Source organism: Saccharothrix sp. ST-888, from assembly GCF_000955975.1.
Lineage (GTDB): Bacteria > Actinomycetota > Actinomycetes > Streptomycetales > Streptomycetaceae > Kitasatospora.
Genome location: NZ_JYJF01000015.1, coordinates 1 through 26,139 on the forward strand (window position 1 = coordinate 1; position 26,139 = coordinate 26,139).

Below are 26,139 nucleotides of genomic sequence, written 5' to 3' on the forward strand. Positions count from 1 at the left end.
GCCGTACGCCGACCACCTGATCCGCATCCCGGCCACCCCGACCCTGCTGCAGCCGCTGGTGTCGACCGTTCCGCTCCAGGTCTTCGCCTGCGAGCTGGCCACCGCCAAGGGCCACGAGGTGGACCAGCCGCGCAACCTGGCCAAGTCGGTCACGGTGGAGTAGCAGGCACGGCAGTGGGCCCGCCCTTCCCGGTTCCTTCGGGAGGGGCGGGCCTTCGCGTGTGCGGTCAGATCGCCGTCACGTTGACGGCCGACGGGCCCTTCTGGCCGTCCTGGATCTCGAACTCCACGTTCTGGCCCTCCGCAAGGGTCTTGAAGCCGTTCCCCTGAATGGCGCTGAAGTGGACGAACACGTCCTTGCTGCCGTCAGCAGGGCTGATGAAGCCGAACCCCTTGGACTCGTTGAACCACTTGACCTGACCCTTGATCTTCGCCATCGGTGCTTTCCTCTGTCTGGTGTGGATGTGACTGCCATCCTTTCCAGTGGCCCGCTGTTCTATGTGGGAGATCGCGTAAGGAGTTGCCCGGGTGATCATCGGGGTCGGGATCGACGTCGCGGCGATCGAGCGGTTCGAGGCCGCGCTGGCACGGACACCGAGCATGGCCGGACGGCTGTTCACCGAGGCCGAGCTGCTGCTGCCGTCCGGAGAGCGCCGCGGGGCGGCCTCGCTGGCGGCGCGTTTCGCCGCCAAGGAGGCGCTGGCCAAGGCGCTCGGCGCGCCTGCCGGGCTGCGCTGGACGGACGCCGAGGTGCACACCGAGGAGTCCGGCCGGCCCGTGCTGCGGGTGACCGGCACGGTCGCGGCCCGTGCGGCGGAGCTGGGCGTGACGTCGTGGCACGTATCGCTCAGCCATGACGCGGGCGTAGCGTCGGCGGTAGTGATCGCCGAAGGCTGACCCCGGGGAGGGCACCGTGCGCCACGCACACACGGTCGAGCAAGTACGCGCGGCGGAGGCCGAGCTGATGGCCCGACTGCCCGACGGCACCCTGATGCAGCGGGCCGCCGCCGGACTGGCCGCGACCTGTGCCCGGCTGCTCGGACGGGTGTACGGCAGCCGGGTGGTGGTGCTCGCGGGCAGCGGGGACAACGGCGGCGACGCGCTGTACGCGGGCGCCCGGCTGGCCGGGCGCGGCGCGGCGGTCAGCGCGATCCTGCTCTCACCCGAACGGGTGCACGCGGGCGGCCTGGCCGCGCTGCGGGCGGCGGGCGGCCGGGTGACGTCCGATCAGCGGGCCTTCGAACGGGCCGACCTGGTGCTCGACGGGATCGTCGGCATCGGCGGCCGGGGCGGGCTGCGGCCCGAGGCGCAGCCGTACGCGACCGCCGAGCGGCCCGGTGCGGTGGTCGCCGTCGACGTCCCGAGCGGGATCGACCCCGACAGCGGCGAGGTGCCGGGCGTCGCGCTGCGGGCGGACGTGACGGTGTGCTTCGGCAGCTACAAGCCGGGGCTGCTGATCGACCCCGCCGCCTCGTACGTGGGCGCGCTCCAGCTGGTGGACATCGGTCTGGACCTGCCCCGGCCCGCCGTGACGGTCCTCCAGCACGCGGATCTGGCCGCCCTGCTTCCGCTGCCGTCGGCGGAGAGCGACAAGTACCGGCGGGGCGTCGTCGGGGTCGCGGCGGGATCGGCGCGCTACCCGGGGGCGGCGCTGCTGGCGGTGGCGGGAGCGCTGCGGGGCGGGGCGGGCGCGGTGCGGTACGTGGGCACGGCGGCCGAGGAGGTGGTGCGGCGCTTTCCCGAGACGCTGGTCACGGAGGGGTCGCCGGCCGGGGCCGGGCGGGTGCAGGCATGGGTGGTCGGTCCCGGTTCCGGCGACGGAGCCGCCCGGGCGCTGGAGGAGGCGCTGGCCGGGCAGGTCCCGGTCCTGGTCGACGCGGACGGCCTCACCGAACTGGCCCGCCTCGGCCCGACCGCCCTGGCCGGACGTACCGCGCCCACCGTGCTCACCCCGCACACGGGCGAGGCCGCCCGGCTGCTCGCGGGGGCCCGCCCGGGGGGCGGCGACGCAGCCGGTGGTCCGGCGGTGCACGCCTCCGCGGGGCGGCCTGCGGCCGCGCCGCCCGCAGCGCAGGAGCTGGCCGCGGCCCGGCTGGCCACCGCGCGCCGGCTGGCCGAGGCGTACGGGGCGACGGTGCTGCTCAAGGGTTCCACGACGGTGATCGCCACACCCGAGGGCGACGTACGGGTGAACCCGACCGGGACACCGTGGCTGGCCACGGCGGGCAGCGGCGACGTGCTCTCCGGCCTGGCGGGCTCCCTGCTGGCCGCCGGCCTCGGCCCGCTCGACGCCGCCTCGGCCGCGTCCTACCTGCACGGGCTGGCCGGCCGCGAGGCCGCCGAGGGCGGCGCCCCGGCCACCGCACTGGACGTCGCCGCCGCCCTCCCCGCCGCCTGGCGGACCGTCCGGGCCGCCGGGCAGGGGCGCGACACGCCGCCCGGCACATCCGTAGCGGGCTGATCGCGGCCTTCCCCGCGTCCGGGGGCGGGCTCCGGCTGTGGGCCGGGGACGCGCAGGCGTTCGGCCGGTCGTCCCGCCGGTGGCGGCGGCGTTCTCCGCGCTGCCGGGATCGTGCGCGGTCCGGGAACCCCGGAGGGTTTCGGAGGCGTCTCCAGAGGTTCTGCCGCCGCGTCGACCAGGGGTTCGGCGGGGGCACCGCGCGGGTCTGGGAGACTGATACGCGATGACAACTGCGAACACGACCGGTCCGGCCCTTCTCACACACGGGGCGCGGGTCGAGGCGACCATCGATCTGGCCGCCCTGCGCGGGAATCTGGCCGCGCTGCGGGACCGTACCGACGGCCCTGCGCTGATGGCGGTGGTCAAGGCGGACGCCTACGGCCACGGCGCGGTTCAGTGTGCCCGCGAGGCCGTCGCGGCCGGGGTGACCTGGCTGGGCACGGCCACGCCGGAGGAGGCGCTGGCGCTGCGCGCGGCCGGGATCGGTCCGGACCAGGCGCGGGTGCTGTGCTGGCTCTGGACCCCCGGCGGCCCCTGGCAGCAGGCGCTCCGCGCCCGGCTGGACGTCTCGGTCAGCGGCCAGTGGGCCCTGGACGAGCTGCTGGCGGCGGTCCGCGCGACCGGGATCAGCGCCCGGGTGCACCTGAAGGCCGACACCGGCCTGGGCCGCAACGGCTGCCAGCCGCGCGACTGGCCGGAACTGGTCGGCCGGCTGCTCCAGGCCGAGGCCGAGGGCCTGCTCGACGTGGTCGGCATCTGGTCGCACTTCGCCGCGGCGGACGAGCCGGGCCACCCGTCCATCCAGGCGCAGCTGGACGCCTTCTCCGCCGCCCTGGCGTACGCCGAGGGCGCCGGGCTCCGCCCGGAGGTGCGGCACATCGCCAACTCTCCGGCGACCCTGCTGCTCCCGCAGTCGCACTACGACATGGTCCGCACCGGCCTGGCGATGTACGGGGTGTCCCCGGTCCCCGAGGTCGGCTCGCCGGCCGACTTCGGGCTGCGCCCGGTGATGGCGCTGACGACCAGGCTCGCGCTGGTGAAGTCGGTCCCCGGCGGCCACGGCGTCAGCTACGGCCACCACTACACGACCCCCGGCGAGACCACCCTGGGCCTGGTCCCGGTCGGGTACGCCGACGGCATCCCGCGCCACGCCAGCGGAGCCGGCCCGGTGCAGATCGGCGGCAAGTGGCGGACGGCCGCGGGCCGGGTCGCGATGGACCAGTTCGTGGTGGACCTGGGCGGCGACACGCCCGAGGTCGGCGAGGAGGTCCTGGTCTTCGGCAGCGGCGAGCGCGGCGAGCCGACGGCCGAGGACTGGGCGCTGGCCAGCGGCACCATCGCGTACGAGATCGTCACCCGGATCGGCGCCCGGGTAGCCCGCCGGTACGTGGGCGGCTCACAGGGTCCGGGTCCGCGGCCGTGAGCGAGCCGACCGGCAGCAGCAGCCCGGTGGCCGCCGTGGCGAAGGTCGCGAAGGCCGCAGAGTCGGCCTCGGCCGGGGTGAGCCGGGCCGGCCTGATCGGCATCTCGGTCGGCGTGGTCGCGGCCGGCGCCGCCGCCGGCGTGGCGATAGAGCGCCTGACGGTCGGCCGCACCATGCGCCGCCGGGCGCGCCAGGAGCTGGACGCCGCCGCACCGTACGGTTCGCTCCGCGGCCGCCCGCACACCGTGACCGCCCCGGACGGCACCCAGCTGTACGTGGAACTGGACGGCACCGGCTGGCCGGACCCGGTCCAGGTGCACCCGGAGGAGAGCCGGACCGGGCGCGGCTGGTTCACCCGCAAGCGCGGTGAGAACCAGGTCGACCGGACCGGCCTGCCCGGACTGCTGGCGGGCTCGGGCGCGCTGGTGGGGGCGGCCAACCGCCGCAGCTTCGGAGCCGTCCACGAGTCGCGGCCCCCGCTGACCGTGATCTTCTGCCACGGCTACTGCCTCGCCCAGGACAGCTGGCACTTCCAGCGCGCCGCGCTGCGCGAGGGTCTGCGGCTGGTCTTCTGGGACCAGCGCAGCCACGGCCGCTCCGAGCGCTCCCGGTCCTACCTGAACGGGGAACTCGCCTCGATCGACCAGCTGGGCGGCGACCTCAGGGCCGTCATCGACGCGGTCGCCCCCGAGGGCCCGATCGTGCTGGTCGGCCACTCGATGGGCGGCATGACCGTGATGGCCCTGGCCGACCAGCACCCCGAGCTGTTCGGCGTGGGGGCGGCCCCGGCCGCAGGCGGGGGCAGGGTGGCCGCGGTCGCCCTGATCGGCACCCTGGCCGGCGACTGGGACTCCGTCACCCTCGGGCTGCCCGCAGCCGGTGCCAAACTGCTGCGCCGTCTCGCCCCCGGCGTGGTGCGGCTGCTCGGCCGCCAGGTCGAACTGGTGGAGGCCACCCGCCGGCTCGGTGCGGACCTGACGAGTGTGCTGTACCGCAGGTTCTCGTTCGGGACCAAGGACGTGGACCCGGCCGTGGTCCGGTTCGCCGAGCAACTGCTGGACGCCACCCCGATCGACGTGGTCGCCGAGTTCTACCCGGCCTTCAGCGCCCACGAGAAGACCGCCGCGCTCGCCACCCTGCGCGCCGTCCCGACCCTGGTCCTGGCCGGCACCAAGGATCTGCTCACCCCGCCCGAGCACAGCGAGACGATCGCCCGCGAGCTGCCCGACGCGGAGCTGGTGCTCGTCCAGGACGCGGGTCACCTGGTCATGCTGGAGCGCCCCGAGCTGGTGAACCAGCGGCTCGCCGCCCTGCTCCGGCAGGCCGTCGAACACGTCGGCGCGGCACCGCTGCCGCAGGCCGTACGCGACCTGGCAGGGGCGGACGGCAGCCCCGAAGCATGAACCGCGGCCCGGACCGGACCCGGCCGGACACGTCCCGACACGTCCCGGCCCGACGCACGACCACTCCCCGGAAGGACACCGTGACCCCGATGGGCTCGCAGACCGCCATCACCGTTGCCTCGCCCGAGCGGATGAACCGGCTCGGCCGGGAACTCGCCGCCCTGCTCAGGGCAGGTGACCTGGTGCTGCTCTCCGGAGAGCTGGGCGCCGGGAAGACCACGCTGACCCGGGGCCTCGGCGAGGGCCTCGGCGTCCGGGGGGCGGTCACCTCGCCGACCTTCGTGATCGCCCGGGTGCACCCCTCGCTGACCGGCGGCCCCGCGCTGGTGCACGTGGACGCCTACCGGCTGGGCGGCGGCCTGGACGAGATGGAGGATCTCGACCTGGACGTCTCGCTGCCCGAGTCGGTGGTCGTGGTCGAGTGGGGCGAGGGCAAGGTCGAGCAGCTGACCGAGGACCGGCTCGAAGTCCGGATCGAGCGGGCGATCGGCGGCGCGGCCTCGGCCGAGGACGACTCCGACCCGCGCCAGGTGACGCTGACCGGCCTCGGCGAGCGCTGGGCCGAGGTCGATCTCGCGGTGCTGGCTGTCGAGTCGGCCTAGACCGATCGGCCCAGTCCGGCCGGATCCACCACCGGATCGAGTGAAGCCCGTCGCACGTACGAGGGAGCTTTCCGACAGGACGTCGGCAAAGTGTTGCGGTCGGGCGGTCCGGCATGGTGGGATGGTGTCGCGGTTAGGTCTGCCTAACTAGGGAGGCGCCATGCAGAGCACCACCCCCGCCGCCAAGCCCGCCCCGCGTCCGCGGGTCGAGGCGCCCCGTCCGGCCGAGGAGGCCGGAGCGGTCCCGATGCGCGCACTGCTGGCCGCCTGCGCGGCCGCCGCCGCCGTGTCGACCCCGCCGACTTCGACCCCGGAGGCGGACGCCGAGCCGCCCGCCGCGCCGCCGAGGGCCGCCTGAGTTCTTTCGACCTGTCGTGACGGGGCGCGGGCGGGTGTCGTCCGCGGCCGGGCCCCGGTGAGCCGCGACCGGCGGGGCGGCCTGCTGCGTGTCTTCCGGAGCACCGTCCGATCCGCCTGTGGGGCGATCAGGGGACGACGACGACCTTGGTGCCGGACGGGGCGAAGTCCCAGAGGGTCTGGCCGTCGGTGCGGGTGGAGCGGATGCCGCCGGTCCTGGGCTTGGTCGGGTCCGCGGGCGAGGCCGTGGGGGCCGGGGAGGCGCTTGCGGCGTCCACGGCGGCACTGAAGCCGAAGACCGTGCCGTTCTGCTGGGCGAACCGCACCACGTGCTCGATCCGGATCCCGTCGGTGCCGGTGGCCGCGGCCGTACGGCTGTAGACGGTGTAGTCCCCGGCGGTCGGGTCCGCGGTGCCCGGGGTGACCCTGAAGGCGGCCTGCACCGGCGGGGTCTTCTTCGGGTCCACCAGCCAGACCGCGTGGCTGCCGAGCGAGTACACCACCCGGCGGCCGGTGCCGGAGGTCGTGGGCAGCTGGGGCGGGGCCTGGTCGGCGCCGGTGGTCGGGGTGGTCGAGGGGCTGGTGCCGGTGCTGCCGCTCGCCGAGGGCTTCGCCGCGAGGGCCCGGGTCTGCGCGCCGTCGGCCTGGAACGCCAGCAGGCCGATCACCGCCAGGGCGCCGACGGTCAGGCCGGTGACCACCAATCCAGGACGCGTGCTCGCCACGTGTGCTCCGATCGCCGCCTCGTGCTGTCCCGGCCCATCGTGCCAGGTCCGCCGGGCCGGGCAGGACCGATCCGGACGTGTGTTCCGGACCAGTACGAAATGTCGACCCTGGCGACCCTCTAACCTTGACCCCGTGCTGCTGCTCGCGTTCGACACCGCAACCCCCGCCGTCACCGCCGCCGTCCACGACGGCACGACCGTCCTCGCCGAGACCTTCCAGGTCGACGCCAGAAGGCACGGTGAGCTGCTGCTCCCCGCCGTGGACCAGGTGCTGCGCACCGCAGGCGTCGACAAGCACCGGCTGACCGGCATCGCGGTCGGCGTCGGCCCGGGTCCGTACACCGGCCTGCGGGTCGGCCTGGTCACCGCCGCCGCGCTCGGCCACGCCCTCGGCCTGCCCGTGTACGGCGTCTGCACCCTGGACGCCATCGCCCACCAGGCCCGCACCGAGGGCCTCACCGGGCCGTTCACCGTGGCCACCGACGCGCGCCGCAAGGAGGTCTACTGGGCCTCGTACGACGCCTCGGGCGCCCGGGTCGAAGGGCCCGCCGTGGACCGTCCCGCCGAGCTGAGCCCCGAGCAGCGCTCGGTCGGCGCCGGTGCGCTGCTCTACCCCGAGACCTTCCCCGGCGCGCACGCTCCCGAGCACGTCTCGGCCGGTGCGCTCGCCGACTTCGCGGCCACCGAGCTGGCCGCCGGGCGCGAACTGCTGCCCTGCGTCCCGCTCTACCTGCGCCGCCCGGACGCCCAGGTGCCCGTGGGGTACAAGGCGGTGCTCCCGGCGTGAGCGGGCTCACCGACCGACCCGGCGGCGCGCTCGCCGATCGGCCCGGCGCCGGGCGCGCCGGCGCGGTGGCCCTGCGGCCGATGCGCTGGTGGGACATCGAGCCGGTGATGGGGCTGGAGCTCCGGCTCTTCCCCGAGGACGCCTGGTCGCACGGCATGTACTGGTCCGAGCTGGCCGAGGCCCGCCCCGGCGGTACCCGCCACTACACCGTCGCCACCACCCCGGACGGCACCGTCGTCGGCTACGCCGGTCTGATGGCCGTGGCCAGCGAGGGCGACGTCCAGACCATCGCGGTCGCGCCGGGGCAGCAGGGCACCGGTCTCGGCGCCGCCCTGCTGACCGACCTGGTCGCCGAGGCCGCCCGGCGCGGCTGCGCCGAGCTGCTGCTGGAGGTGCGGGTGGACAACCTGCGCGCCCAGCGGCTCTACGAGCGTTTCGGTTTCGAGCCGGTCGGCATCCGGCGCGGCTACTACCAGCCCGCCAACGTGGACGCACTGGTCATGCGCCTCGACAACCCGCAGGAGGACGCCCCGCAGCAGGACGTCCCGCAGCACGACGTGAAGGAACCCGATCATGGCTGACGAACCGCTCGTCCTCGGTATCGAGACCTCCTGTGACGAGACCGGCGTCGGCATCGTGCGGGGCACCACCCTGCTGGCCGACGCGGTCGCCTCCAGCGTCAACGACCACGCCCGCTTCGGCGGCGTCGTCCCCGAGATCGCCAGCCGGGCGCACCTGGAGGCGATGGTCCCGACCATCCAGCGCGCCCTGGACACCGCCGGGATCAAGGCTGCCGACCTGGACGGCATCGCCGTCACCGCGGGGCCCGGCCTGGCCGGCGCGCTGCTGGTCGGGGTGAGCGCCGCGAAGGCGTACGCCTGGGCGCTGGACAAGCCGCTGTACGGGGTCAACCACCTCGCCTCGCACATCTGTGTGGACCAGCTGGAGCACGGCCGTCTGCCGCAGCCCACGATGGCCCTGCTGGTCTCCGGCGGGCACTCCTCGCTGCTGCTCAGCGAGGACATCACCACCGACGTCCGCCCGCTCGGCGCGACCATCGACGACGCGGCGGGCGAGGCCTTCGACAAGGTCGCCCGGGTGCTCGGCCTCGGCTTCCCCGGCGGCCCTGTGGTGGACCGCAGGGCCCGCGAGGGCGACCCGAAGGCGATCGCCTTCCCGCGCGGTCTCAGCGGCGCCAAGGACCCCGAGTACGACTTCTCCTTCTCCGGCCTGAAGACCGCCGTGGCCCGCTGGGTCGAGGCCAAGCGCCGGGCGGGGGAGGAGGTGCCGATCGCCGATGTCGCCGCCTCCTTCCAGGAGGCCGTCACCGACGTGCTCACCCGCAAGGCCGTCAAGGCGTGCAAGGCCAACGGTGTCGACCACCTGATGATCGGCGGCGGCGTGGCGGCGAACTCGCGGCTGCGCGAGATGGCCCAGCAGCGCTGCGACAAGGCGGGCATCGTGCTGCGGGTGCCGCGGCCGGGCCTGTGCACCGACAACGGCGCGATGGTCGCCGCGCTCGGTGCCGAGATGGTCTGGCGGGACCGGGCGCCGTCCTCCTTCGACCTTTCGGCGGACTCCTCGCTGCCGGTCACCGAGGTCTCGGTGCCGCACACCGATCTGCACTCCGCCGCGCACGAGGCCCTGCGGTCGTGACCCTCGCCGCGATGTGGGAGGCCCGTGCGGTCGAGGGCCGGGGCGGCGAGCTGCACCGCTGGGCGCTGGAGACCGCCGTGCCCGCGCTGCGCGGCTCGGCCGGCCTGGAGCGGACCGAGGTGTTCACCGCGGCCGGGGACCGGGTGCTGCTGATCACCTGGTGGACGGCCGAGCCGGGCCCGGTCCCCGACCCGCCCGCCGAGCTGCTGTCCCGCCCGGTGCACCGGTGGAGCTTCACCAGCAGTCATCTGGAATGACCGCGGCAACCGCGTGGAATAGCCTGACGTCCCGATAAGTGTTCGATACACGAATACGGGAGCGCGGTTCGGTGAGGAACTTCAGGACGTACGCGGCCGGGGCTGCGGTGCTGCTGGTGGCGCTGACCGGTTGCAGCAGCGGTGGCGGGGGCGGCAAGGGCGCGGCGGCGCCCCAGGGTCCGGCGTCCGGAGCGCCGCAGAACTCCGCCTCCCCGCAGGCCCCGGCCTCCTCGGCGGCCCCGCAGGCCGACGCCGCGGCCTGGCAGAAGTGGAAGCTGAAGCCGCTGCCCGAGGCGCCCGCCGCACCGGCCGACAAGCCGATCAAGCTCACCGCCAAGGGGCCGGTCCCGGTCTTCAGCGAAGTCCCGACCAAGGACAAGGTCGTCTTCGTCACCATCGACGACGGTGCGGAGAAGGACCCCAAGTTCGTCGAGATGCTCACCGACCTCAAGGTGCCGATCTCGATGTTCCTGACCAAGGACATAGTCAAGAACGACTACGGCTACTTCAAGCCACTGCAGGCCCTCGGCAACCACATCCAGAACCACACCGTGGACCACCCGCAGATGAGCAAGATATCGGCGGCCAGGCAGAAGTCCGAGGTCTGCGACGACCAGGCGGCGCTCACCCAGCAGTACGGCAAGGCCCCGCTGCTCTTCCGCCCGCCGTTCGGGGACGGCGCGAAGACCGAGAGCCTCAACACCGCCGTGCAGGAGTGCGGACCGCGCGCCGTGGTGCTCTGGCGCGAGTCGATGCAGATACACGACATGCAGTACCAGTCCGGCGACAAGAAGCTGAAGCCGGGCGACATCATCCTCGCCCACTTCCGCGGCCCGTCGGAGCTCAAGGGCGAGACCATGACCCAGATGTTCGGCGAGCTGCTCAGCCGGATCCAGGAGCAGGGCTTCGCGGTCGCCCGGCTGGAGGACTACATCCAGGCGCCCGCCGGCTGATCCTCCGCCGTCGCGGGCCGGCCGAGCATCATCAGCGGGCCGTGGTCGGTGCGGCTGAGGATCACCGTCAGCTCGTTCGGGCCGCTGGGCTTGAGCTGGCGACGCAGCTCCTCGGGGGTGATGCCGATGCCGCGCTTCTTGATCACCACGGTGCCGACCCCGCGCTCGCGCAGCAGGGCCTTCAGCTTCTTCACGTTGAACGGCAGCACGTCGCTGATCTCGTAGGCGTGCGCGTACGGGGTGGGCACCAGCCGGTCCGAGGTCAGGTAGGCGATCATCGGGTCGATCAGCCGCCCGCCGATCTGCTCGGCCACCTCGGCGACCAGGTGGGCCCGGATCACCGCGCCGTCCGGCTCGTACAGGTAGCGGCCGACCGGACCGGCCGGCGGGTCCGGCAGCAGACCGCCGGTGAGCGTGCGGTCGCCCGGCAGCAGCGTGGCCCGGTGCGGCCGGTCGGCCCGGGTGCCGAACCAGAGCGCGGCCTCCTTCACCTCGCCGTGGTCGGAGACCCACTCGGCCTCGGCGCCATCCGGCACCAGCTCGTGCGGGATGCCGGGGGCGACCTTGAGTGCCCCGAACGGCGTACGGCGGGCGGCCTCGATCGCCCAGGAGAGCGGTGGCGAGTACGCCTCGGGATCGAACACCCGGCCGCGCGCGGTGCGGCGCGCCGGGTCGGTGAAGACCGCGTCGTACCCGGTCACGTCCACCTCGGTGACGTCCGCGCAGCGCACCTCGATCAGCTCGGCCAGGCCCAGCGAGGCGGCGTTCGCTTCGGCGACGGCGCAGGTCAGCGGGGAGCGGTCGACCGCCAGTACGGCGATCCCGACCCGGGCCAGGGCGATCGCGTCGCCGCCGATCCCGCAGCACAGGTCGGCCAGGCGGCGCACGCCCAGCGCGGCGAAGCGCTGCGCGCGCCACTCGGCCACACTGCGGCGGGTCGCCTGTTCGACACCGTCGGGGGTGAAGTACAGCTCGTCCGCCTGGTCGCCGAACTTCGCCCTGGCCCGCTGCCGCAGCTGCGCCTGGGCCAGCGCGGCGGACACCAGCGGGGCGGGGTGCGCGCGGCGGAGCCGGGTGGCCAGGGCCAGTTCCTCGCCGGCCTTGAAGTCACGCAGCTCGGCCAGCAGCGCCTGGCCCTCGTCGGTCAGCAGGGCCCGGAACGATTCGATCTCCACGGGATCATTCTCCCCGCTCGGCGGGCATCGCAGGTCGGTCGCCGACTGCGGCCGCAGACCGGGCGGGGCGTCTCAGTTGCACGTGTTGCTGCCGCTGTAGCACGGCCGGTAGTTCGCGGGCAGCGGCTGGGGCTTCCGTTCGCCGTCGTGGCGGTGCTCGTACGCATACGTGCCGAGGCCGCCCATGACCAGCACGGCCGCGAGGACGAACTGGACGGCGGCGGCGATCCGGTAGCGGCGGACCGCGGCCCCGACGCCCAGCAGCAGCACCAGGGCGACGAGTGCCGCGAGGATCCACCAGAGCGGAGCCCTGCTCGGCTCGGGCCGCGGGGTCGAGTCCGGCATCCAGTCGGTGTTGCCGAGCAGCCAGAGGAAACCCGCGCCGGCCGCCACCGCGGCGGCGATCACGCTCACGGCGAACAGGGTCAGGGCGATCGCCACGTCGAGCCCTCTGGTGGGGCCGGTCCTGGTAGAAGTCGACACGGCAGTCAGTGTTCCGGCCACCGGTGGTTCGCACATGAGTACGTCTACTCAGGCGCGGTGGCCGGGTTTCGCGGAACACGGAGCCACGCCGTTGGCACTCTGGTTGACTGAGTGCTAACGGCAGCCTATGGTCGTTCCTGGCACTCCCCACCGGGTGAGTGCTAATGCGACGAAGTGTGTCTGACCCCCGCGACGGCAGGCCCGCAGCAATCGCCACCGACCTGTAGAACAACCCCGTAATCTCCGAAGGGGAGCTCGGACGTGACCGCCAGCAGCAAGGTTGCCATCAAGCCGCTCGAGGACCGCATCGTGGTCCAGCCGCTCGACGCCGAGACCACCACGGCCTCCGGCCTGGTTATCCCGGACACCGCCAAGGAGAAGCCCCAGGAGGGCGTCGTCCTGGCCGTCGGCCCGGGTCGCTTCGAGGACGGCCAGCGTCTTCCGCTCGACGTGACCGTCGGCGATGTCGTCCTGTACTCGAAGTACGGCGGCACCGAGGTCAAGTACAACGGCCAGGAGTACCTGGTCCTCTCGGCCCGCGACGTCCTCGCGATCGTCGAGAAGTAAGACGAAACCAGCCCGCCCCGGATCCGTGTCAGCACTGACAGGGGCCCGGGGCGCGGTTGTTGGCTCACGTACGCAGAAACCCTAGGAAACGGAACCATGGCGAAGATCCTGCAGTTCGACGAGGACGCCCGCCGCTCGCTGGAGCGCGGTGTCAACAAGCTGGCCGACACCGTCAAGGTGACCATCGGCCCCAAGGGCCGCAACGTCGTCATCGACAAGAAGTTCGGCGCCCCCACCATCACCAACGATGGTGTGACCATCGCCCGCGAGGTCGAGCTCGACGACCCGTACGAGAACCTTGGCGCGCAGCTGGTCAAGGAGGTCGCCACCAAGACCAACGACGTCGCGGGTGACGGCACCACCACCGCCACCGTGCTCGCCCAGGCCCTGGTCAACGAGGGTCTGCGCAACGTCGCCGCCGGTGCCGGCCCGGCCGCCCTGAAGAAGGGCATCGACAAGGCCGTCGCCGCCGTCTCGGAGTACCTGCTCGCCAGCGCCCGCGAGATCGAGGGCAAGGACGACGTCGCCGCCGTCGCCTCGCTCTCCGCGCAGGACACCCAGGTCGGCGAGCTGATCGCCGAGGCGATCGACAAGGTCGGCAAGGACGGTGTCATCACCGTCGAGGAGTCGAACACCTTCGGCGTGGAGCTGGACTTCACCGAGGGCATGCAGTTCGACAAGGGCTACCTCTCGCCGTACTTCGTCACCGACGCGGAGCGTCAGGAGGCGGTCCTCGAGGACCCGTACATCCTGATCAACCAGGGCAAGATCTCCTCCATCCAGGAGCTGCTCCCGCTGCTGGAGAAGATCCTGCAGGGCGGCACCTCCAAGCCGCTGCTGATCATCGCCGAGGACGTGGACGGCGAGGCGCTCTCCACCCTCGTGGTGAACAAGATCCGTGGCACCTTCAACGCCGTGGCCGTCAAGGCCCCGGGCTTCGGTGACCGCCGCAAGGCCATCCTCGGCGACCTGGCCACCCTGACCGGTGCCACCGTCATCTCCGAGGAGGTCGGCCTCAAGCTCGACCAGTCCGGCCTGGACGTGCTGGGCACCGCCCGCCGCGTGACCATCACCAAGGACGAGACCACCGTCGTCGACGGTGCCGGCGACCACGAGGCCGTGGCCGGCCGCGTCGCCCAGATCAAGGCCGAGATCGCCGCCACCGACTCGGACTGGGACCGCGAGAAGCTGCAGGAGCGCCTGGCCAAGCTGGCCGGCGGCGTCTGCGTCATCAAGGTCGGCGCCGCCACCGAGGTGGAGCTCAAGGAGCGCAAGCACCGCCTGGAGGACGCCATCTCGGCGACCCGCGCCGCGGTCGAGGAGGGCATCGTCGCCGGTGGTGGCGCCTCCCTGGTCCACGCCGCCAAGGTGCTGGAGGACGGCCTGGGCCTGACCGGTGACGAGGCGACCGGTGTCGCCGTCGTCCGCCGCGCGCTGGTCGAGCCGCTGCGCTGGATCGCCCAGAACGCCGGCCTGGAGGGTTACGTCATCACCTCCAAGGTCGCCGAGCTGGAGGCCGGCCAGGGCTACAACGCCGCCACCGGTGAGTACGGCGACCTGGTGAAGGCCGGCGTCATCGACCCGGTCAAGGTCACCCGCTCCGCGCTGGAGAACGCCGCGTCGATCGCCTCCCTGCTGCTCACCACCGAGACCCTCGTGGTGGAGAAGAAGGTCGATGAGGACGCCGCCGCGGGTCACTCGCACGGTGGCCACGGCCACTCGCACTGACGCTCGCTTCAGCGACCGGAGGCCCGGCCCGTACCCTGTGGGGTGCGAGCCGGGCCTCCGGCCGTTCTCCCGGTGGGCCGGTCGCGCCCCGTCCGTCGGCGCGGTGGGTCGTCCCGGTGCGGTACGGTCTCCGCTCCGGACCGGTGCCCGGAACCGTTTCGCATCAGGGAAATTTTGCGATGTCCAAAGTCTGCCTTATAACTGAGGCATGATCGAGGCCCGCCATCTGCGCGTCCTGCGGGCTGTCGCCCGGACCGGTTCCTTCTCTGCGGCAGCCCGCGAGCTCGGCTGTACCCAGCCCGCCGTCAGCCAGCAGATGAAGGCCCTGGAGAAGTCCGTCGCCACTCCGCTGGTGGTCCGTTCGGGGCGGGGCATGCAGCTGAGCGAGGCGGGCCGGGTGCTGCTCAAGCACGCCACCGGCATCCTCGCCGGGCTCTGCGCCGCCGAGGAGGAGGTGGCCGCGATCGCCGGGCTGCGGGCCGGCCGGGTGCGACTGGTCTCCTTCCCGACGGCCAGCTCCACGCTGGTCCCGCCGGCGGTCGCCCGGCTGCGGGGCGCCCATCCGGGGGTGCGCGTCTCCCTGGTCGAGGCCGAGCCACCGGAGTCGCTGGCGATGCTGCGCGGGGGTGAGTGCGAGATCGCGCTGGCCTTCCGCTACCCGGACTCCCAGGGCGGGCTCTTCCCGGCCAATGCGCACAGCATGCCGCGCGAGGCCCGTGCCGAGGCGACCCTGGAGGCCGCCGCCACACTGGCCGCCAACGACTGGTCCGACCTGGTGGTCCGGCCACTGCTGGACGATCCGCTGGTCGGGCTGCTCCCGGCCGGGCACCCGCTGGCCGGGCGGGACGAGAGCACCCCGGTGGACCTGGCCGAGCTGGCGGCCGAGCAGTGGATCGCGGGCTGTCCGCAGTGCCGGGGGCATCTGGTGGAGCTCTGCGCCGGTGCCGGGTTCGAGCCCCGGATCGACTTCGCGACCGACGACTACCCGGCGGTGGTCGGCCTGGTCGCGGCCGGTCTCGGGGTGGCGGTGCTGCCGGGGCTCGCACTGCGTTCGGTGCGCCAGTCGGGCGTCGCGGCGGTGCCGGTGCGAGCGGCGAGCGGCGACCCGGCGGTCCGTCAGGTGGTGGCGCTGACCCTGCCGGACCTGGCCGACGTGCCGGCCGTCTCGCTGATGCTGGACCAGCTCTCGGGCTCTGCGGTCACCGGCTGACCTGCGGCCCGTTGCGGGCGGCCCGTGGCTCCCACGGCGCGCGAAAGCCTCGTGAAGAAACGTTTCTCCACGAGGTATCGGAACGTCAGTGACCTGCTGCGGTGGGCAGCCCGAGTGGGACCTCGGCCAGCCGGTTGCGCGAACGGCCCATCAGTTCCTCGCGCTCGTCCTCGGTCAGCCCGCCCCAGACGCCGTACGGCTCGCGGACGGCCAGCGCATGCGCCGCGCACTCGGCCCTCACCGGGCACCGCATGCAGACCTCCTTGGCACTTGCCTCGCGCGAGCTTCGCGCAGCCCCGCGCTCGCCCTCCGGGTGGAAGAAGAGCGAACTGTCCACGCCGCGGCAGGCGGCGGAGAGCTGCCAGTCCCAGAGGTCTGCGTTGGGGCCGGGGAGGCGGGAGAAATCTGCCATGGCTTGTTCCCTTCGAGGGTTCGACGCCTGGAGGCTCGTCGGCTCGGCGAGGTCGCGATGGGGCCGGTATGGACACCTGGAAATATGACTTACGGCAGCCACTGGGACAAGTCACCCACAGAGTTACACAACAGTCAATGACCGTACGGAAGCTATAAAAACGGGCAAATAGGGGCATGGTGTTTGGCGGGTATCGCTGTGGCAACCGGGTGGCTCCGGGGGCGCGGGCGGTCCTCATGGTGCGCGCGTGGTGCGCGGACCGCGCAAAAGTGCGGCGTGTGCACCGCGAGGTGGCTGATCCGTAATGGGTCGGCCACGTACAGTGGTGGAGATGGCCCTGAGGGCCGTAACTCATTCGAGTGACGGTCGTTGGTTGTGCGGAGGCGGTTAGCGGGCGCTGGGCGTCGGGAACGGTCGCGGAAGATCCACGATCCCAACGAAGTCCGTCGCCAATCGGCCGTGTCGGAGAGAGTTCGAACCAGCCAGGAGGCTCAACGTGACGCGGATCAGCTGCGGAGGACGGTCATGACATCCGTACTCGTCTGCGACGATTCCCCGCTCGCCCGGGAGGCGCTTCGCCGCGCGGTGGCGACAGTGCCCGGTGTCGATCGGGTGACCACTGCGACGAACGGTGAGGAGGTACTGCGCCGCTGGGTGGCCGACCGCTCCGATCTCGTTCTGATGGACGTCCGGATGCCCGGCCTCGGTGGCGTGGAGACCGTCCGGCGGCTGCTGTCGGCGGACCCGGGCGCGCGCATCATCATGCTCACCGTCGCCGAGGACCTGGACGGGGTCGCCCTCGCGGTCGCCGCCGGTGCCCGCGGCTACCTGCACAAGGACGCCTCGCGCGCCGAGCTGCGGGCCACCGTCACCCAGGCGCTGGCCGACCCGACCTGGCGGCTCGCCCCGCGCCGGCTGCGCAGCCCCGACATGGGCGCGGCTCCCACGCTGACGGCGCGTGAGATCCAGGTGCTCGAAGGCATGAGCCACGGGCGCAGCAACGCGGAGATCGGCCGGGAGCTCTTCCTCTCCGAGGACACCGTCAAAACCCATGCCAGGCGCCTGTTCAAGAAGCTGGGCGCCTCGGACCGTGCACACGCGGTGGCCCTCGGTTTCCGCTGGGGTCTGGTCCGCTGAGAGAGGGCCGCCCGGCCGTTTCGATCGCTCAGACGTATGACGTTGAGGTCCCGAGGCTGCACCATGGAGTAGTGGAGCACCTCGGGGACCGGCGGACAGGGACTGCGGCGAAGAGTGCGGCCGCAGGAGGCTCGGCGAGCGGGACGGATCAGGGCACCTTCGGGCCGGTGGCGGCTGCGGAGGGCGGGGCGGGAGGCGGCGCGATGCGGACGGTGGCGACGCACGGTGGTGCGGTGCATAACGTTCCGATGCACAACTCCGGACGCGGTGCCGCGTTTTCCGGTCCGACCAGGCACCATGGACCGATGTACGACGACGAGGCCCGGTCCGAAGAGCCCCCGCCCGGTGCTCCCGCGACCGATCAGGCCGATCAGTCGTACGCGGAGGACGACGGGTCCCGTCGGCCGGTGCTCGGCACCGGCGGCTCGGCGCAGCTGGGCGGGCTGGTCGCCGCCGCGGTCCGCGGTGAGGGTCCCGCGATCGACGCACTGCTCGCCTATGTCCACCCGCTCGCGCTGCGCTACTGCCGGGGCCGGCTGGTCCGGCTGCCCGGGGGCGCCCGGCACCATGTGGACGACGTGGCCCAGGAGGTCTGCGTCGCGGTGCTCTGCGCGCTGCCACGCTACAAGGACGAGGGCCGCCCGTTCGAGGCCTTCGTGTACGGGATCGCCGCACACAAGATCGCCGACCTGCAGCGGGCCGCGATGCGCGGTCCCGGCTCCACCGTGATCCCGCCCGACGACCTGCCCGAGCTCCCCGACGAGGCGCTCGGCCCGGAGGAGCGGGCACTGCTCAGCAGCGACGCCGCCTGGGCCAAGGAGCTGCTCTCCAACCTGCCCGCGCGCCAGCGTGAGCTCGTGCTGCTGCGGGTGGCCGCCGGGCTGTCGGCGGAGGAGACCGGCGAGGTGCTCGGCATGTCGCCGGGTGCCGTGCGGGTGGCCCAGCACCGGGCGCTGAGCCGGCTCCGGGCGCTGGCGGAAGAGTCCTCGTAGCGCCCGCGTTGTCAAGGGGGCGCGATCCAATACCCCGGACACCAGTACCATGGGGTATCGGCGCCTGGTCAGGTCGCCCAAAGTTTCGTAGGCGTGCGCGAGGTTCCCTTGGAGGTTCCTCCAAGCGTTGAGCGTTCTGGTGGCCTGAGCCTGAGCCGGTGTGCGCGGGCGGACCGAGGCCGTACGACGGCCGATGTCTCCGCCCTGCTGAGAGCTACGCGCCCGGAAACCCCGGACCGGGTGCGATTCAGATCGACGGCCCTCCCTCCTTGCCCGGCCTCGGCCAGGAGGGGCCCATAGGAAGGTCACCCCGCACATGTCTTATAACGCTGCAGGCGTACCCGAGAAGTTCGCCATGCTCGGGCTCACGTACGACGACGTCCTGCTGCTGCCCGGGGCCTCCGAGGTGCTGCCGAACGAGGTCGACACGTCCTCCCGGGTCTCCCGCAACGTCCGGGTGAACATTCCGATGCTCTCGGCGGCCATGGACAAGGTCACCGAGTCCCGGATGGCCATCGCGATGGCCCGCCAGGGCGGCGTCGGCGTGCTGCACCGCAACCTGTCCATCGAGGACCAGGTCAACCAGGTCGACCTCGTGAAGCGCTCCGAGTCCGGCATGGTCACCGACCCGATCACGGTCGGCCCGGAGGCCACCCTGGCCGAGGCGGACGCGCTCTGCGCCCGCTTCCGGATCAGCGGCGTCCCGGTCGCCGATCCGGAGGGCCGGCTGCTCGGCATCGTCACCAACCGTGACATGGCCTTCGAGTCGGACCGCAGCCGCCAGGTCCGCGAGATCATGACCCCGATGCCGCTGATCACCGGCAAGGTCGGCATCTCCGGCGAGGAGGCCATCGGCCTGCTCCGCCGCCACAAGATCGAGAAGCTGCCGCTGGTCGACGACGAGGGCCGGATCAAGGGCCTGATCACCGTCAAGGACTTCGTCAAGGCCGAGCAGTACCCGAACGCCGCCAAGGACGCCGAGGGCCGGCTGCTGGTCGGCGCCGCCGTCGGCGCCTCCGCCGAGGCCTTCGACCGCGCCCAGGCGCTGGTCGGCGCCGGAGTCGACTTCCTGGTCGTGGACACCTCGCACGGCCACAGCCACAACGCGCTCGCCTGGATCGCCAAGATCAAGGCGGCCGTGGGCGTGGACGTGGTCGGCGGCAACGTCGCCACCCGGGACGGTGCCCAGGCGCTGATCGACGCGGGCGTGGACGGCGTCAAGGTCGGCGTCGGCCCCGGCTCGATCTGCACCACCCGCGTGGTCGCCGGCATCGGCGTCCCGCAGGTCACCGCCATCTACGAGGCCGCGCTGGCCTGCCAGGCGGCCGGCGTGCCGGTCATCGGCGACGGCGGCCTGCAGTACTCCGGCGACATCGGCAAGGCGCTGTGCGCCGGTGCCGACACCGTGATGCTCGGCTCGCTGCTGGCCGGCTGCGAGGAGTCGCCGGGCGAGCTGATGTTCATCAACGGCAAGCAGTTCAAGTCGTACCGCGGCATGGGCTCGCTGGGCGCCATGCAGTCGCGCGGGCAGGGCCGCTCGTACTCCAAGGACCGCTACTTCCAGGCCGAGGTGGCCTCGGACGACAAGCTGGTGCCCGAGGGCATCGAGGGCCAGGTCCCGTACCGGGGCCCGCTGGGCGCCGTGCTGCACCAGCTGGTCGGCGGGCTGCGGCAGACCATGGGCTACGTCGGCGCGGGCACCATCGAGGAGATGCAGACCAAGGGACGCTTCGTCCGGATCACCTCGGCGGGCCTCAAGGAGAGCCACCCGCACGACATCCAGATGACCGTCGAGGCGCCGAACTACACCAGCCGCTGACGGTTCGCCGACGCCGACGGGAACGTCCACCGGGGCGCTCCGGGGCACCGGTGCGCCCAGGTGCGGGATACTGGGGGCGGTCGGGGTGACCCGGCGCGAGTGAAGCAAGCAGCAGAAGGGCTCGAAGTGACTGAGATCGAGATCGGGCGAGGCAAGCGCGGCCGCCGGGCGTACTCCTTCGACGACATCGCCGTCGTCCCCAGCCGTCGCACCCGGGACCCGAAGGAGGTCTCGATCGCCTGGCAGATCGACGCCTACCGCTTCGAGCTGCCGTTCCTGGCGGCCCCGATGGACAGCGTGGTCTCGCCCGCGCAGGCCATCGCCATCGGCCAGCTCGGCGGCCTCGGCGTGCTGAACCTCGAAGGTCTGTGGACCCGGTACGAGGACCCGCAGCCGCTGCTGGACGAGATCGCCGCGATCACGGACGAGGCCGCCGCGACCCGCCGTCTGCAGGAGATCTACGCCGCGCCGATCCAGGCCGACCTGATCGGCAAGCGGATCAAGGAGGTGCGCGAGTCCGGTGTGGTGACCGCCGCCGCGCTCTCGCCGCAGCGCACCGCCGAGTTCTCCAAGGCCGTCGTGGACGCCGGTGTGGACGTCTTCGTGATCCGTGGCACCACGGTCTCCGCCGAGCACGTCTCGGGCGCCGCCGAGCCGCTGAACCTGAAGCAGTTCATCTACGAGCTGGACGTTCCGGTGATCGTCGGCGGCTGCGCCACGTACACCGCCGCGCTGCACCTGATGCGGACCGGCGCGGCCGGTGTGCTGGTCGGCTTCGGCGGCGGTGCCGCCCACACCACCCGCAACGTGCTGGGCATCCAGGTCCCGATGGCGACCGCGGTGGCCGACGTGGCCGCCGCCCGCCGCGACTACATGGACGAGTCCGGCGGCCGCTACGTGCACGTCATCGCGGACGGCGGCGTCGGCTACAGCGGCGACATCGCCAAGGCCGTCGCCTGCGGCGCGGACGCGGTGATGATCGGCGCCGCGCTGGCCCGTGGCACCGACGCGCCGGGCAAGGGCTTCCACTGGGGCATGGAGGCCGTCCACGACGAGCTGCCGCGCGGAAAGCGCGTGGACCTCGGCACGGTCGGCACCACCCAGGAGATCCTCACCGGCCCGTCGCACACCCCCGACGGCACGATGAACCTCTTCGGTGCGCTGCGCCGCGCGATGGCCACCACCGGCTACTCGGAGCTCAAGGAGTTCCAGCGGGTCGAGGTCACCGTCAACCCGGCGCTCAACCACCGGTAGGCGCTGCCGTCGCTGACGGACCGTACGCATCCGGCAGGGCCCCCGCTTCGGCGGGGGCCCTGCCGCGTTTCGGCCCGGGCCTGCCCCGGCTTGCCCGGCCTGTCCGGTCGGCTCGGCTCGGTCAGGCTGCGAAGCGCCTGGTGAAGGTGTAGCCCTCGAAGACGGCGAGACCGTAGAAGACCAGGTCCAGCACGCCGCGGGTGTCCTGCCAGATCCGGAAGGTGGCGTCGAGCTCCGAGCCGAACAGGTCGAGGAAGGAGGCGCCGAGCTGCTCGTGGGCGTAGAGCGCGATGCCGAAGAGCTGGCCCAGGAACAGCCCGAACACCGACAGCACCGCGCCTGCCACCGGCAGCGAGGGGTTGCGCCCGCCCAGCTTCCCGAGGGCGAAGGCGACCGCGGCCGCGACGCCGAGGACCACCCAGCCGATCTCGCGGTCGAGCGCCTTCATCAGGAACCCGTACGCCAGTGCGCCGGCCACGGCGGCGCCGGTCGCCGCGGCGACGGCGAGGGCCGGGCTCCGGGGCGCGGCGGCGGGTGCGGGGACCGGAAAAGGGAGTTCGGTGCCGGGCGCCGGTGTGCTCATGCTGGTATTCCCCCAGGGAGATTCTGTGAACGACGGCGAACGCTAGCAGTGCCAACGAGGCTGGAGACAGTCATTTCTGATGGCCGATCGGGCACTGACCATCGTCGTCCCGGCCGGAACCCGACGGTCGGACCCGGGGCGGGTGGTGAGGCGCCCCCGGGACAGGGGATGATGGAGGCTTGGCGTTCGGAGCCCCGCCGCCGGGTGCAGTCCATGGCCCCGGTCGGTCTGCCCGCGGCTCCTGCCGACGCACCGTCATCCCGAACGCCGCCGCACATGGGGGAAGAGGCACCAATGACCCAGCCGCACGGTTCCACCGGACGTCTCCTCGCCGGTCGTTACCGGCTGAACGAGGTGCTCGGCCGGGGCGGGATGGGGACCGTGTGGCGGGCCGAGGACGAACTGCTCGGCCGGATCGTCGCCGTCAAGGAACTGCGGATGCAGGGCGGCGTGGACGAGGACGAGAAGCACCGTCTGATCGTCCGTACGCTGCGCGAGGCCAAGGCGACCGCGCGGATCCGGCACACCGCCGCCGTCACCGTCTTCGACGTGGTCGAGGAGGACGAGCGGCCGTGGATCGTGATGGAACTGGTCGAGTCGCGCTCGCTGGCCGAGGTCATCAAGGAGGAGGGCACGCTGAGCCCCGGCCGGGCCGCCGAGATCGCACTCGACGTGCTGGGCGTGCTCGGCGCCGCGCACAGCCAGGGCATCCTGCACCGGGACGTCAAGCCGTCGAACGTCCTGATCGGCGAGGACGGCCGGGTCGTGCTCACCGACTTCGGCATCGCCAGCGTCGAGGGCGACGTCTCGATCACCTCCACCGGCATGCTGGTCGGCGCCCCCTCGTACATCTCGCCGGAGCGGGCGCGCGGGCAGAAGCCCGGACCGCCCGCCGACCTCTGGTCGCTCGGCGGCACGCTGTACGCGATGGTCGAGGGCAAGCCCCCGTACGACCGCGGGTCGGCGCTGGCCACCCTCACCGCCGTGATGACCGAGACCCTGCCCAGGTCCGCGAACGCCGGGCCGCTGCAGCCCGTCATCGACGGCCTGCTGGAGAAGGACCCCGCCCGGCGGCTGGACGCCTCCACCACCCGGTCGATGCTCAAGCGGATCGTCGCCGACTCGACCGGCAAGGCGGAGTCCACCACCCAGCAGGCGGTGCCGCCGCCCGCGGTCGACGTGCCGTCGGCCGGGCCGAAGAAGGCCACCGAGGCCCCCGCGAAGGCTGAGAAGGCCGTGAAGGCGGCGAAGCCGGGGAAGGCCGAGCAGGTGGACCGGGCCGCCGAGGCCGGCCGGTCGGCCGCGACCGAGAGTCCCAGGCGCGGCGTGAGCGGGCTGCTGGGGACGGTCCGGGTCGGCAGCCGGGCGGCGGAACAGCCTGCTGCGGCTCCGATACCCAGGCCCGCGCCGGTGCCCCCCGTCCCGAGCGCCGAGCCCGAGACCACGGCGGTGCCGTCGTCCGCCGTGCGGCCCGGGAGGCCCGGCCTGGTCCGGCGCCCGGCGGTGCTCGCGGGGGCCGCGCTGGTGGTCGTCCTGCTGGTGCTGGCCGTGCTGTTCGTGCTGCTGCGGAACAGCGGCAGCAGCACCGCGGGCGCGAGCTCCACGGACGCCGTGAGCCCGGCCGCGTCCGCGTCCGCCTCGCCGACGGTCACCAAGGCGGCCGCCCCGGTGCCCGCCACCACCCCCGGTACTGCCGCCCCGGCAGGCAGCCGGCCGCCGGCGAGCAGCGCCCCCGCGACGGCCGGCGGCAGTCCCGCCGCCGACCCGGCGGTGCCGGCCGGGTTCCACCAGTACAACGACGCCTCGGGCTTCTCGATCGTCCTCCCGGACTGGCTGAAGTACGCGGGGGAGGACTACCACTCCACCAGCCGCAAGTTCGAGGGCAACGGCGTGAAGCTGGTGGTGGACTGGACCACCACACCGGGGAAGAGCGCCCTCGCGGACTGGCAGGACTCCGACGAGTCGAACACCATGCGCAACTACCAGCGCATCCAGCTCAAGCAGATCACCTACCAGCAGTGGACCAACGCCGCCGACTGGGAGTGGACCTACAGCGGCAACCCCAAGCTGCACTCGCTGAACCGGGGCTTCGTCACCGGCAACTACGGCTACGCGCTCTACTGGACCATCCCGGACGCCGACTGGAACTCGTCCGCCAACGCGCAGGCCAGGCAGGTCGGCTTCGACACCTTCAAGCCCGCGTCCTGACGGCCGAGTTCATGACGGGCCGGCGCCTGGCGAGCCGACGGCCGGCGTACCGGCCGGTGGCGTCCGGGCGCGGGCGGCTCAGCCGATCAGCCGCTGCCTGGCCCGGCTGAACTCCTCGTCGGTGAGTGCGCCGGAGGTGTGCAGGGCGGCCAGCCGCTCCAACCGGTCGAGCAGGTCGGCGGCGGGGGCGGGCCGGGCGGCCGTCCTGCGGCGGGCCGCGGCGGCAGCGGCCAGGATCTGCTCGGCGAAGATCCCGGCCTTGACGACGTCCTCGAAGCGGTGCGCGCCGGACAGCGCGATGACCTTGAGCACCTCGCCGTTCAGCCGGGTCTTCGTCACCGAGGCGTCCGTGACGGCCTCCAGCGCAACCGGCAGCGGCGGCTTGCCGTCCTTGAGGAAGAGCAGGCGGTGGGTGGTCAGGACCAGAGCACCCTTGCGGAAGTGGTCCGGGTGCCGGCCCGCCGTGGCCGCGACCGGTTGCTCGCCCGCCACCACGGTGGCCTGCACGGCGCGCAGCGCCGACTGCCTGCTGTCGGCGTTGTCGCCGCCGAGTACGTCGAAGGCCACGTCGATCAGATCGGTCCAGTCCATGGGCCGAGCCTACTCAGTGGGCCGCGTACCCTGGCGGGAGACGAGCGGCCCGAGCAGATCCGAGAACCGACCAGATCCGAGACCCGACTCACGTCCCCGAGGAAGGCGCATGCGAGCGGCCCCTGGCCAAGTGGTGGCCGGACGTTACCGGTTGACGGAGCGTCCGCAGGGCCGCGGCATGCTCGCCGAGGACCGGCGGACCGGCGACCAGGTCCTGGTGCACGCGCTCGACCTGCCGGAAGTACTGATACCCGGGCAGCCGTTGGCCGAGCCGGACCCGGCGTACGGCGAGCGGATCGCCCGCCTGGTGGCGGCGGCGGTGGAGGGCGCGCCGGAGCATCCGAGACTGCTGCGGCCGGTCGAGGCCGTCGCGGCGGAGGAACTGCTCTGGGTGGCCGAGGAGCGTCCGCCGGGCCGGTCGCTCGCCGAACTGCTGGAGTCGGGGCCGGTCCCGCCGTACCGGGCCGCGGAGCTGGCCGCCGACCTCGCGAGCGCGCTGCAGGCACTGCACCGGGCCGGTCTGGCGCACGGGAACATAGCGCCGGACACCGTGGTCGTCTGCGAGGACGGCGCCGCGCTGCTCGGCGGTCTGCTGCTCGGAGTGGCCGAGGAGGAGCTGTGTGCGGCCCTGGGCGGCGCCGGTGACGCTCCGCCGAGCCCGCTCCAGGCCCGGCGCATCCTGGACGCCAGATCGCTGCTGCTGGGCCCCGGGGCCGAGCGCTGGGCGCTGGAGACCGGCCCCGCCGGGGACTGCTGGGCGCTCGGCGTCCTGCTGCACCGGCTGCTCACCGGCCGGTCCCCGTACCCCGAGGACGACCTGCCGACCCTGCTGGCCGCGATCCGGGCCGGGCGCCCGGGGCCGGTGGACGGCTGCGGGCCGCTGGCGCCGCTGGTCGAGCGGTTGCTGCGGCCCGACCCTGCCGACCGGCCGGGGATCGCGGAGGTCCGGCGGGAGCTGGCCGCGCTGATCGGCGCGGCGCCGGAGCCGTACGGGCCGCGGGCGCGCGCCCCGCAGGATCTGCCGGTCCGTCGGCCGCTGGGGCCGCTGGTGCGCCACCCGGACGGTCCGGCGCTGCGGCGGAGACGATCTGACGCGGCACAGCCGCACGCGCGGCATGCCGGGCGGCGGTCGACCGTGCCGCCCGCGCTGCTCGGTCCGCTGCTGGTGGGCGGCGTGCTGGTGCTGCTGGTGGCGGCACTCGCGCTGGTGGTGTCGCTGGCGGGCTGAGCGGCTCGTACGCGTGCGTACCGCCCAGTAGTTGGGACAATGCGACGTTTGGTCAAGGTCACAGCCAGGTCACCTGGGAGGGGCGAGATTCCGGGCGCGCTCCAGGGCGCCTAACCTGTGCATGGAAG

General features: G+C 73.1%; 27 protein-coding genes. 20 read left to right on the forward strand and 7 right to left on the reverse strand.

Annotation, left to right across the window (positions count from 1 at the left end; translation table 11 throughout):
- Positions 1-227 precede the first annotated feature (227 nt).
- On the reverse strand, positions 228-437 hold the full coding sequence (cspE, locus tag UK12_RS08340; protein WP_045301303.1) for a transcription antiterminator/RNA stability regulator CspE: 210 nt from the start codon (positions 435-437) through the stop codon (positions 228-230).
- A 91-nt stretch (positions 438-528) separates the two neighbouring features.
- Here cspE and UK12_RS08345 point away from each other — a divergent pair, with 91 nt between their 5' ends.
- From UK12_RS08345 to UK12_RS08370, 6 genes are all read left to right on the forward strand, one after another.
- The gene (locus UK12_RS08345; protein WP_045301305.1) at positions 529-897 is read left to right on the forward strand and encodes a holo-ACP synthase; all 369 of its coding nucleotides are present in this window, start codon (positions 529-531) and stop codon (positions 895-897) included.
- Positions 898-913: 16 nt separating this feature from the next.
- The gene (locus UK12_RS08350; RefSeq protein WP_045301307.1) at positions 914-2,461 is read left to right on the forward strand and encodes a bifunctional ADP-dependent NAD(P)H-hydrate dehydratase/NAD(P)H-hydrate epimerase; all 1,548 of its coding nucleotides are present in this window, start codon (positions 914-916) and stop codon (positions 2,459-2,461) included.
- 223 nt (positions 2,462-2,684) lie between these two features.
- Positions 2,685-3,884 carry an alanine racemase gene (alr, locus tag UK12_RS08355; protein ID WP_045301309.1) on the forward strand — a complete coding sequence of 400 codons (1,200 nt, stop codon included), beginning with the start codon at positions 2,685-2,687 and terminating at the stop codon, positions 3,882-3,884.
- Positions 3,881-5,287 (forward strand): alpha/beta fold hydrolase, encoded by a 1,407-nt coding sequence (locus UK12_RS08360; protein ID WP_045301310.1) that lies wholly within the window; start codon positions 3,881-3,883, stop codon positions 5,285-5,287. The genes alr and UK12_RS08360 overlap by 4 nt, the downstream gene beginning before the upstream one ends.
- Positions 5,288-5,376: 89 nt before the next feature.
- Positions 5,377-5,889, forward strand: a complete 513-nt coding sequence (gene tsaE / locus UK12_RS08365) for a tRNA (adenosine(37)-N6)-threonylcarbamoyltransferase complex ATPase subunit type 1 TsaE (RefSeq protein WP_045301312.1) — start codon at positions 5,377-5,379, stop codon at positions 5,887-5,889.
- A 160-nt stretch (positions 5,890-6,049) separates the two neighbouring features.
- On the forward strand, positions 6,050-6,247 hold the full coding sequence (locus tag UK12_RS08370; protein ID WP_045301314.1) for a hypothetical protein: 198 nt from the start codon (positions 6,050-6,052) through the stop codon (positions 6,245-6,247).
- Positions 6,248-6,374: 127 nt separating this feature from the next.
- On the opposite strand, the gene UK12_RS08375 is transcribed toward UK12_RS08370, so the two are convergent.
- Entirely contained in the window at positions 6,375-6,971 is a 597-nt protein-coding gene (locus tag UK12_RS08375) for a hypothetical protein (RefSeq protein ID WP_052681714.1), read from the reverse strand.
- 133 nt (positions 6,972-7,104) lie between these two features.
- On the opposite strand from UK12_RS08375, the gene tsaB reads away from it, so the two are divergent.
- From tsaB to UK12_RS08400, 5 genes are all read left to right on the forward strand, one after another.
- The gene (gene tsaB / locus UK12_RS08380; RefSeq protein ID WP_045301318.1) at positions 7,105-7,758 is read left to right on the forward strand and encodes a tRNA (adenosine(37)-N6)-threonylcarbamoyltransferase complex dimerization subunit type 1 TsaB; all 654 of its coding nucleotides are present in this window, start codon (positions 7,105-7,107) and stop codon (positions 7,756-7,758) included.
- Positions 7,755-8,339 (forward strand): ribosomal protein S18-alanine N-acetyltransferase, encoded by a 585-nt coding sequence (rimI, locus tag UK12_RS08385; RefSeq protein WP_231591097.1) that lies wholly within the window; start codon positions 7,755-7,757, stop codon positions 8,337-8,339. The genes tsaB and rimI overlap by 4 nt, the downstream gene beginning before the upstream one ends.
- A complete protein-coding gene (gene tsaD / locus UK12_RS08390) occupies positions 8,332-9,414 on the forward strand; it encodes a tRNA (adenosine(37)-N6)-threonylcarbamoyltransferase complex transferase subunit TsaD (protein ID WP_045301320.1) in 1,083 nt (360 codons plus the stop codon). Before rimI ends, tsaD begins: the two co-directional genes overlap by 8 nt.
- Positions 9,411-9,671 carry a hypothetical protein gene (locus UK12_RS08395; RefSeq protein WP_045301323.1) on the forward strand — a complete coding sequence of 87 codons (261 nt, stop codon included), beginning with the start codon at positions 9,411-9,413 and terminating at the stop codon, positions 9,669-9,671. Before tsaD ends, UK12_RS08395 begins: the two co-directional genes overlap by 4 nt.
- 71 nt (positions 9,672-9,742) lie before the next feature.
- Entirely contained in the window at positions 9,743-10,624 is an 882-nt protein-coding gene (locus tag UK12_RS08400) for a polysaccharide deacetylase family protein (RefSeq protein ID WP_082119428.1), read from the forward strand.
- Here the strand turns inward: UK12_RS08400 and UK12_RS08405 are convergent.
- Both UK12_RS08405 and UK12_RS08410 read right to left on the reverse strand, forming a co-directional pair.
- Positions 10,600-11,799 (reverse strand): class I SAM-dependent methyltransferase, encoded by a 1,200-nt coding sequence (locus UK12_RS08405; protein WP_045301325.1) that lies wholly within the window; start codon positions 11,797-11,799, stop codon positions 10,600-10,602. The two genes, UK12_RS08400 and UK12_RS08405, sit on opposite strands and share 25 nt — an antisense overlap.
- 72 nt (positions 11,800-11,871) lie before the next feature.
- Positions 11,872-12,282 carry a DUF6234 family protein gene (locus tag UK12_RS08410; RefSeq protein WP_156178602.1) on the reverse strand — a complete coding sequence of 137 codons (411 nt, stop codon included), beginning with the start codon at positions 12,280-12,282 and terminating at the stop codon, positions 11,872-11,874.
- A gap of 261 nt (positions 12,283-12,543) precedes the next feature.
- Between UK12_RS08410 and groES the strand changes: the two genes are divergently transcribed.
- From groES to UK12_RS08425, 3 genes are all read left to right on the forward strand, one after another.
- On the forward strand, positions 12,544-12,849 hold the full coding sequence (gene groES / locus UK12_RS08415) for a co-chaperone GroES (RefSeq protein WP_045301329.1): 306 nt from the start codon (positions 12,544-12,546) through the stop codon (positions 12,847-12,849).
- Between the two features lie 96 nt (positions 12,850-12,945).
- Positions 12,946-14,577, forward strand: a complete 1,632-nt coding sequence (gene groL / locus UK12_RS08420) for a chaperonin GroEL (RefSeq protein WP_045301331.1) — start codon at positions 12,946-12,948, stop codon at positions 14,575-14,577.
- A gap of 208 nt (positions 14,578-14,785) precedes the next feature.
- Complete coding sequence (locus UK12_RS08425; protein WP_045301333.1) at positions 14,786-15,787, forward strand: LysR family transcriptional regulator; 1,002 nt, start codon at positions 14,786-14,788, stop codon at positions 15,785-15,787.
- Positions 15,788-15,872: 85 nt separating this feature from the next.
- Here UK12_RS08425 and UK12_RS08430 read toward each other — a convergent pair whose 3' ends face one another.
- A complete protein-coding gene (locus UK12_RS08430) occupies positions 15,873-16,199 on the reverse strand; it encodes a WhiB family transcriptional regulator (RefSeq protein WP_045301334.1) in 327 nt (108 codons plus the stop codon).
- Positions 16,200-16,724: 525 nt separating this feature from the next.
- On the opposite strand from UK12_RS08430, the gene UK12_RS08435 reads away from it, so the two are divergent.
- From UK12_RS08435 to UK12_RS08450, 4 genes are all read left to right on the forward strand, one after another.
- Complete coding sequence (locus UK12_RS08435) at positions 16,725-17,336, forward strand: response regulator transcription factor (RefSeq protein WP_014136228.1); 612 nt, start codon at positions 16,725-16,727, stop codon at positions 17,334-17,336.
- A gap of 305 nt (positions 17,337-17,641) precedes the next feature.
- Complete coding sequence (gene shbA / locus UK12_RS08440; protein WP_082119429.1) at positions 17,642-18,328, forward strand: RNA polymerase sigma factor ShbA; 687 nt, start codon at positions 17,642-17,644, stop codon at positions 18,326-18,328.
- Positions 18,329-18,644: 316 nt separating this feature from the next.
- Positions 18,645-20,147, forward strand: coding sequence for an IMP dehydrogenase (guaB, locus tag UK12_RS08445; protein ID WP_045301338.1), 1,503 nt, complete (start codon positions 18,645-18,647; stop codon positions 20,145-20,147).
- 126 nt (positions 20,148-20,273) lie between these two features.
- Positions 20,274-21,401, forward strand: a complete 1,128-nt coding sequence (locus UK12_RS08450; protein ID WP_045301340.1) for a GuaB3 family IMP dehydrogenase-related protein — start codon at positions 20,274-20,276, stop codon at positions 21,399-21,401.
- Between the two features lie 121 nt (positions 21,402-21,522).
- Here UK12_RS08450 and UK12_RS08455 read toward each other — a convergent pair whose 3' ends face one another.
- A complete protein-coding gene (locus UK12_RS08455; protein WP_045301342.1) occupies positions 21,523-21,984 on the reverse strand; it encodes a hypothetical protein in 462 nt (153 codons plus the stop codon).
- Between the two features lie 294 nt (positions 21,985-22,278).
- Between UK12_RS08455 and UK12_RS08460 the strand changes: the two genes are divergently transcribed.
- On the forward strand, positions 22,279-24,192 hold the full coding sequence (locus tag UK12_RS08460) for a serine/threonine-protein kinase (protein ID WP_045301344.1): 1,914 nt from the start codon (positions 22,279-22,281) through the stop codon (positions 24,190-24,192).
- Positions 24,193-24,270: 78 nt separating this feature from the next.
- On the opposite strand, the gene UK12_RS08465 is transcribed toward UK12_RS08460, so the two are convergent.
- Positions 24,271-24,783 carry an SHOCT domain-containing protein gene (locus tag UK12_RS08465; protein WP_045301346.1) on the reverse strand — a complete coding sequence of 171 codons (513 nt, stop codon included), beginning with the start codon at positions 24,781-24,783 and terminating at the stop codon, positions 24,271-24,273.
- 109 nt (positions 24,784-24,892) lie between these two features.
- Here UK12_RS08465 and UK12_RS08470 point away from each other — a divergent pair, with 109 nt between their 5' ends.
- Positions 24,893-26,011, forward strand: a complete 1,119-nt coding sequence (locus UK12_RS08470) for a hypothetical protein (protein ID WP_156178603.1) — start codon at positions 24,893-24,895, stop codon at positions 26,009-26,011.
- The last annotated feature ends 128 nt before the right edge of the window (positions 26,012-26,139 follow it).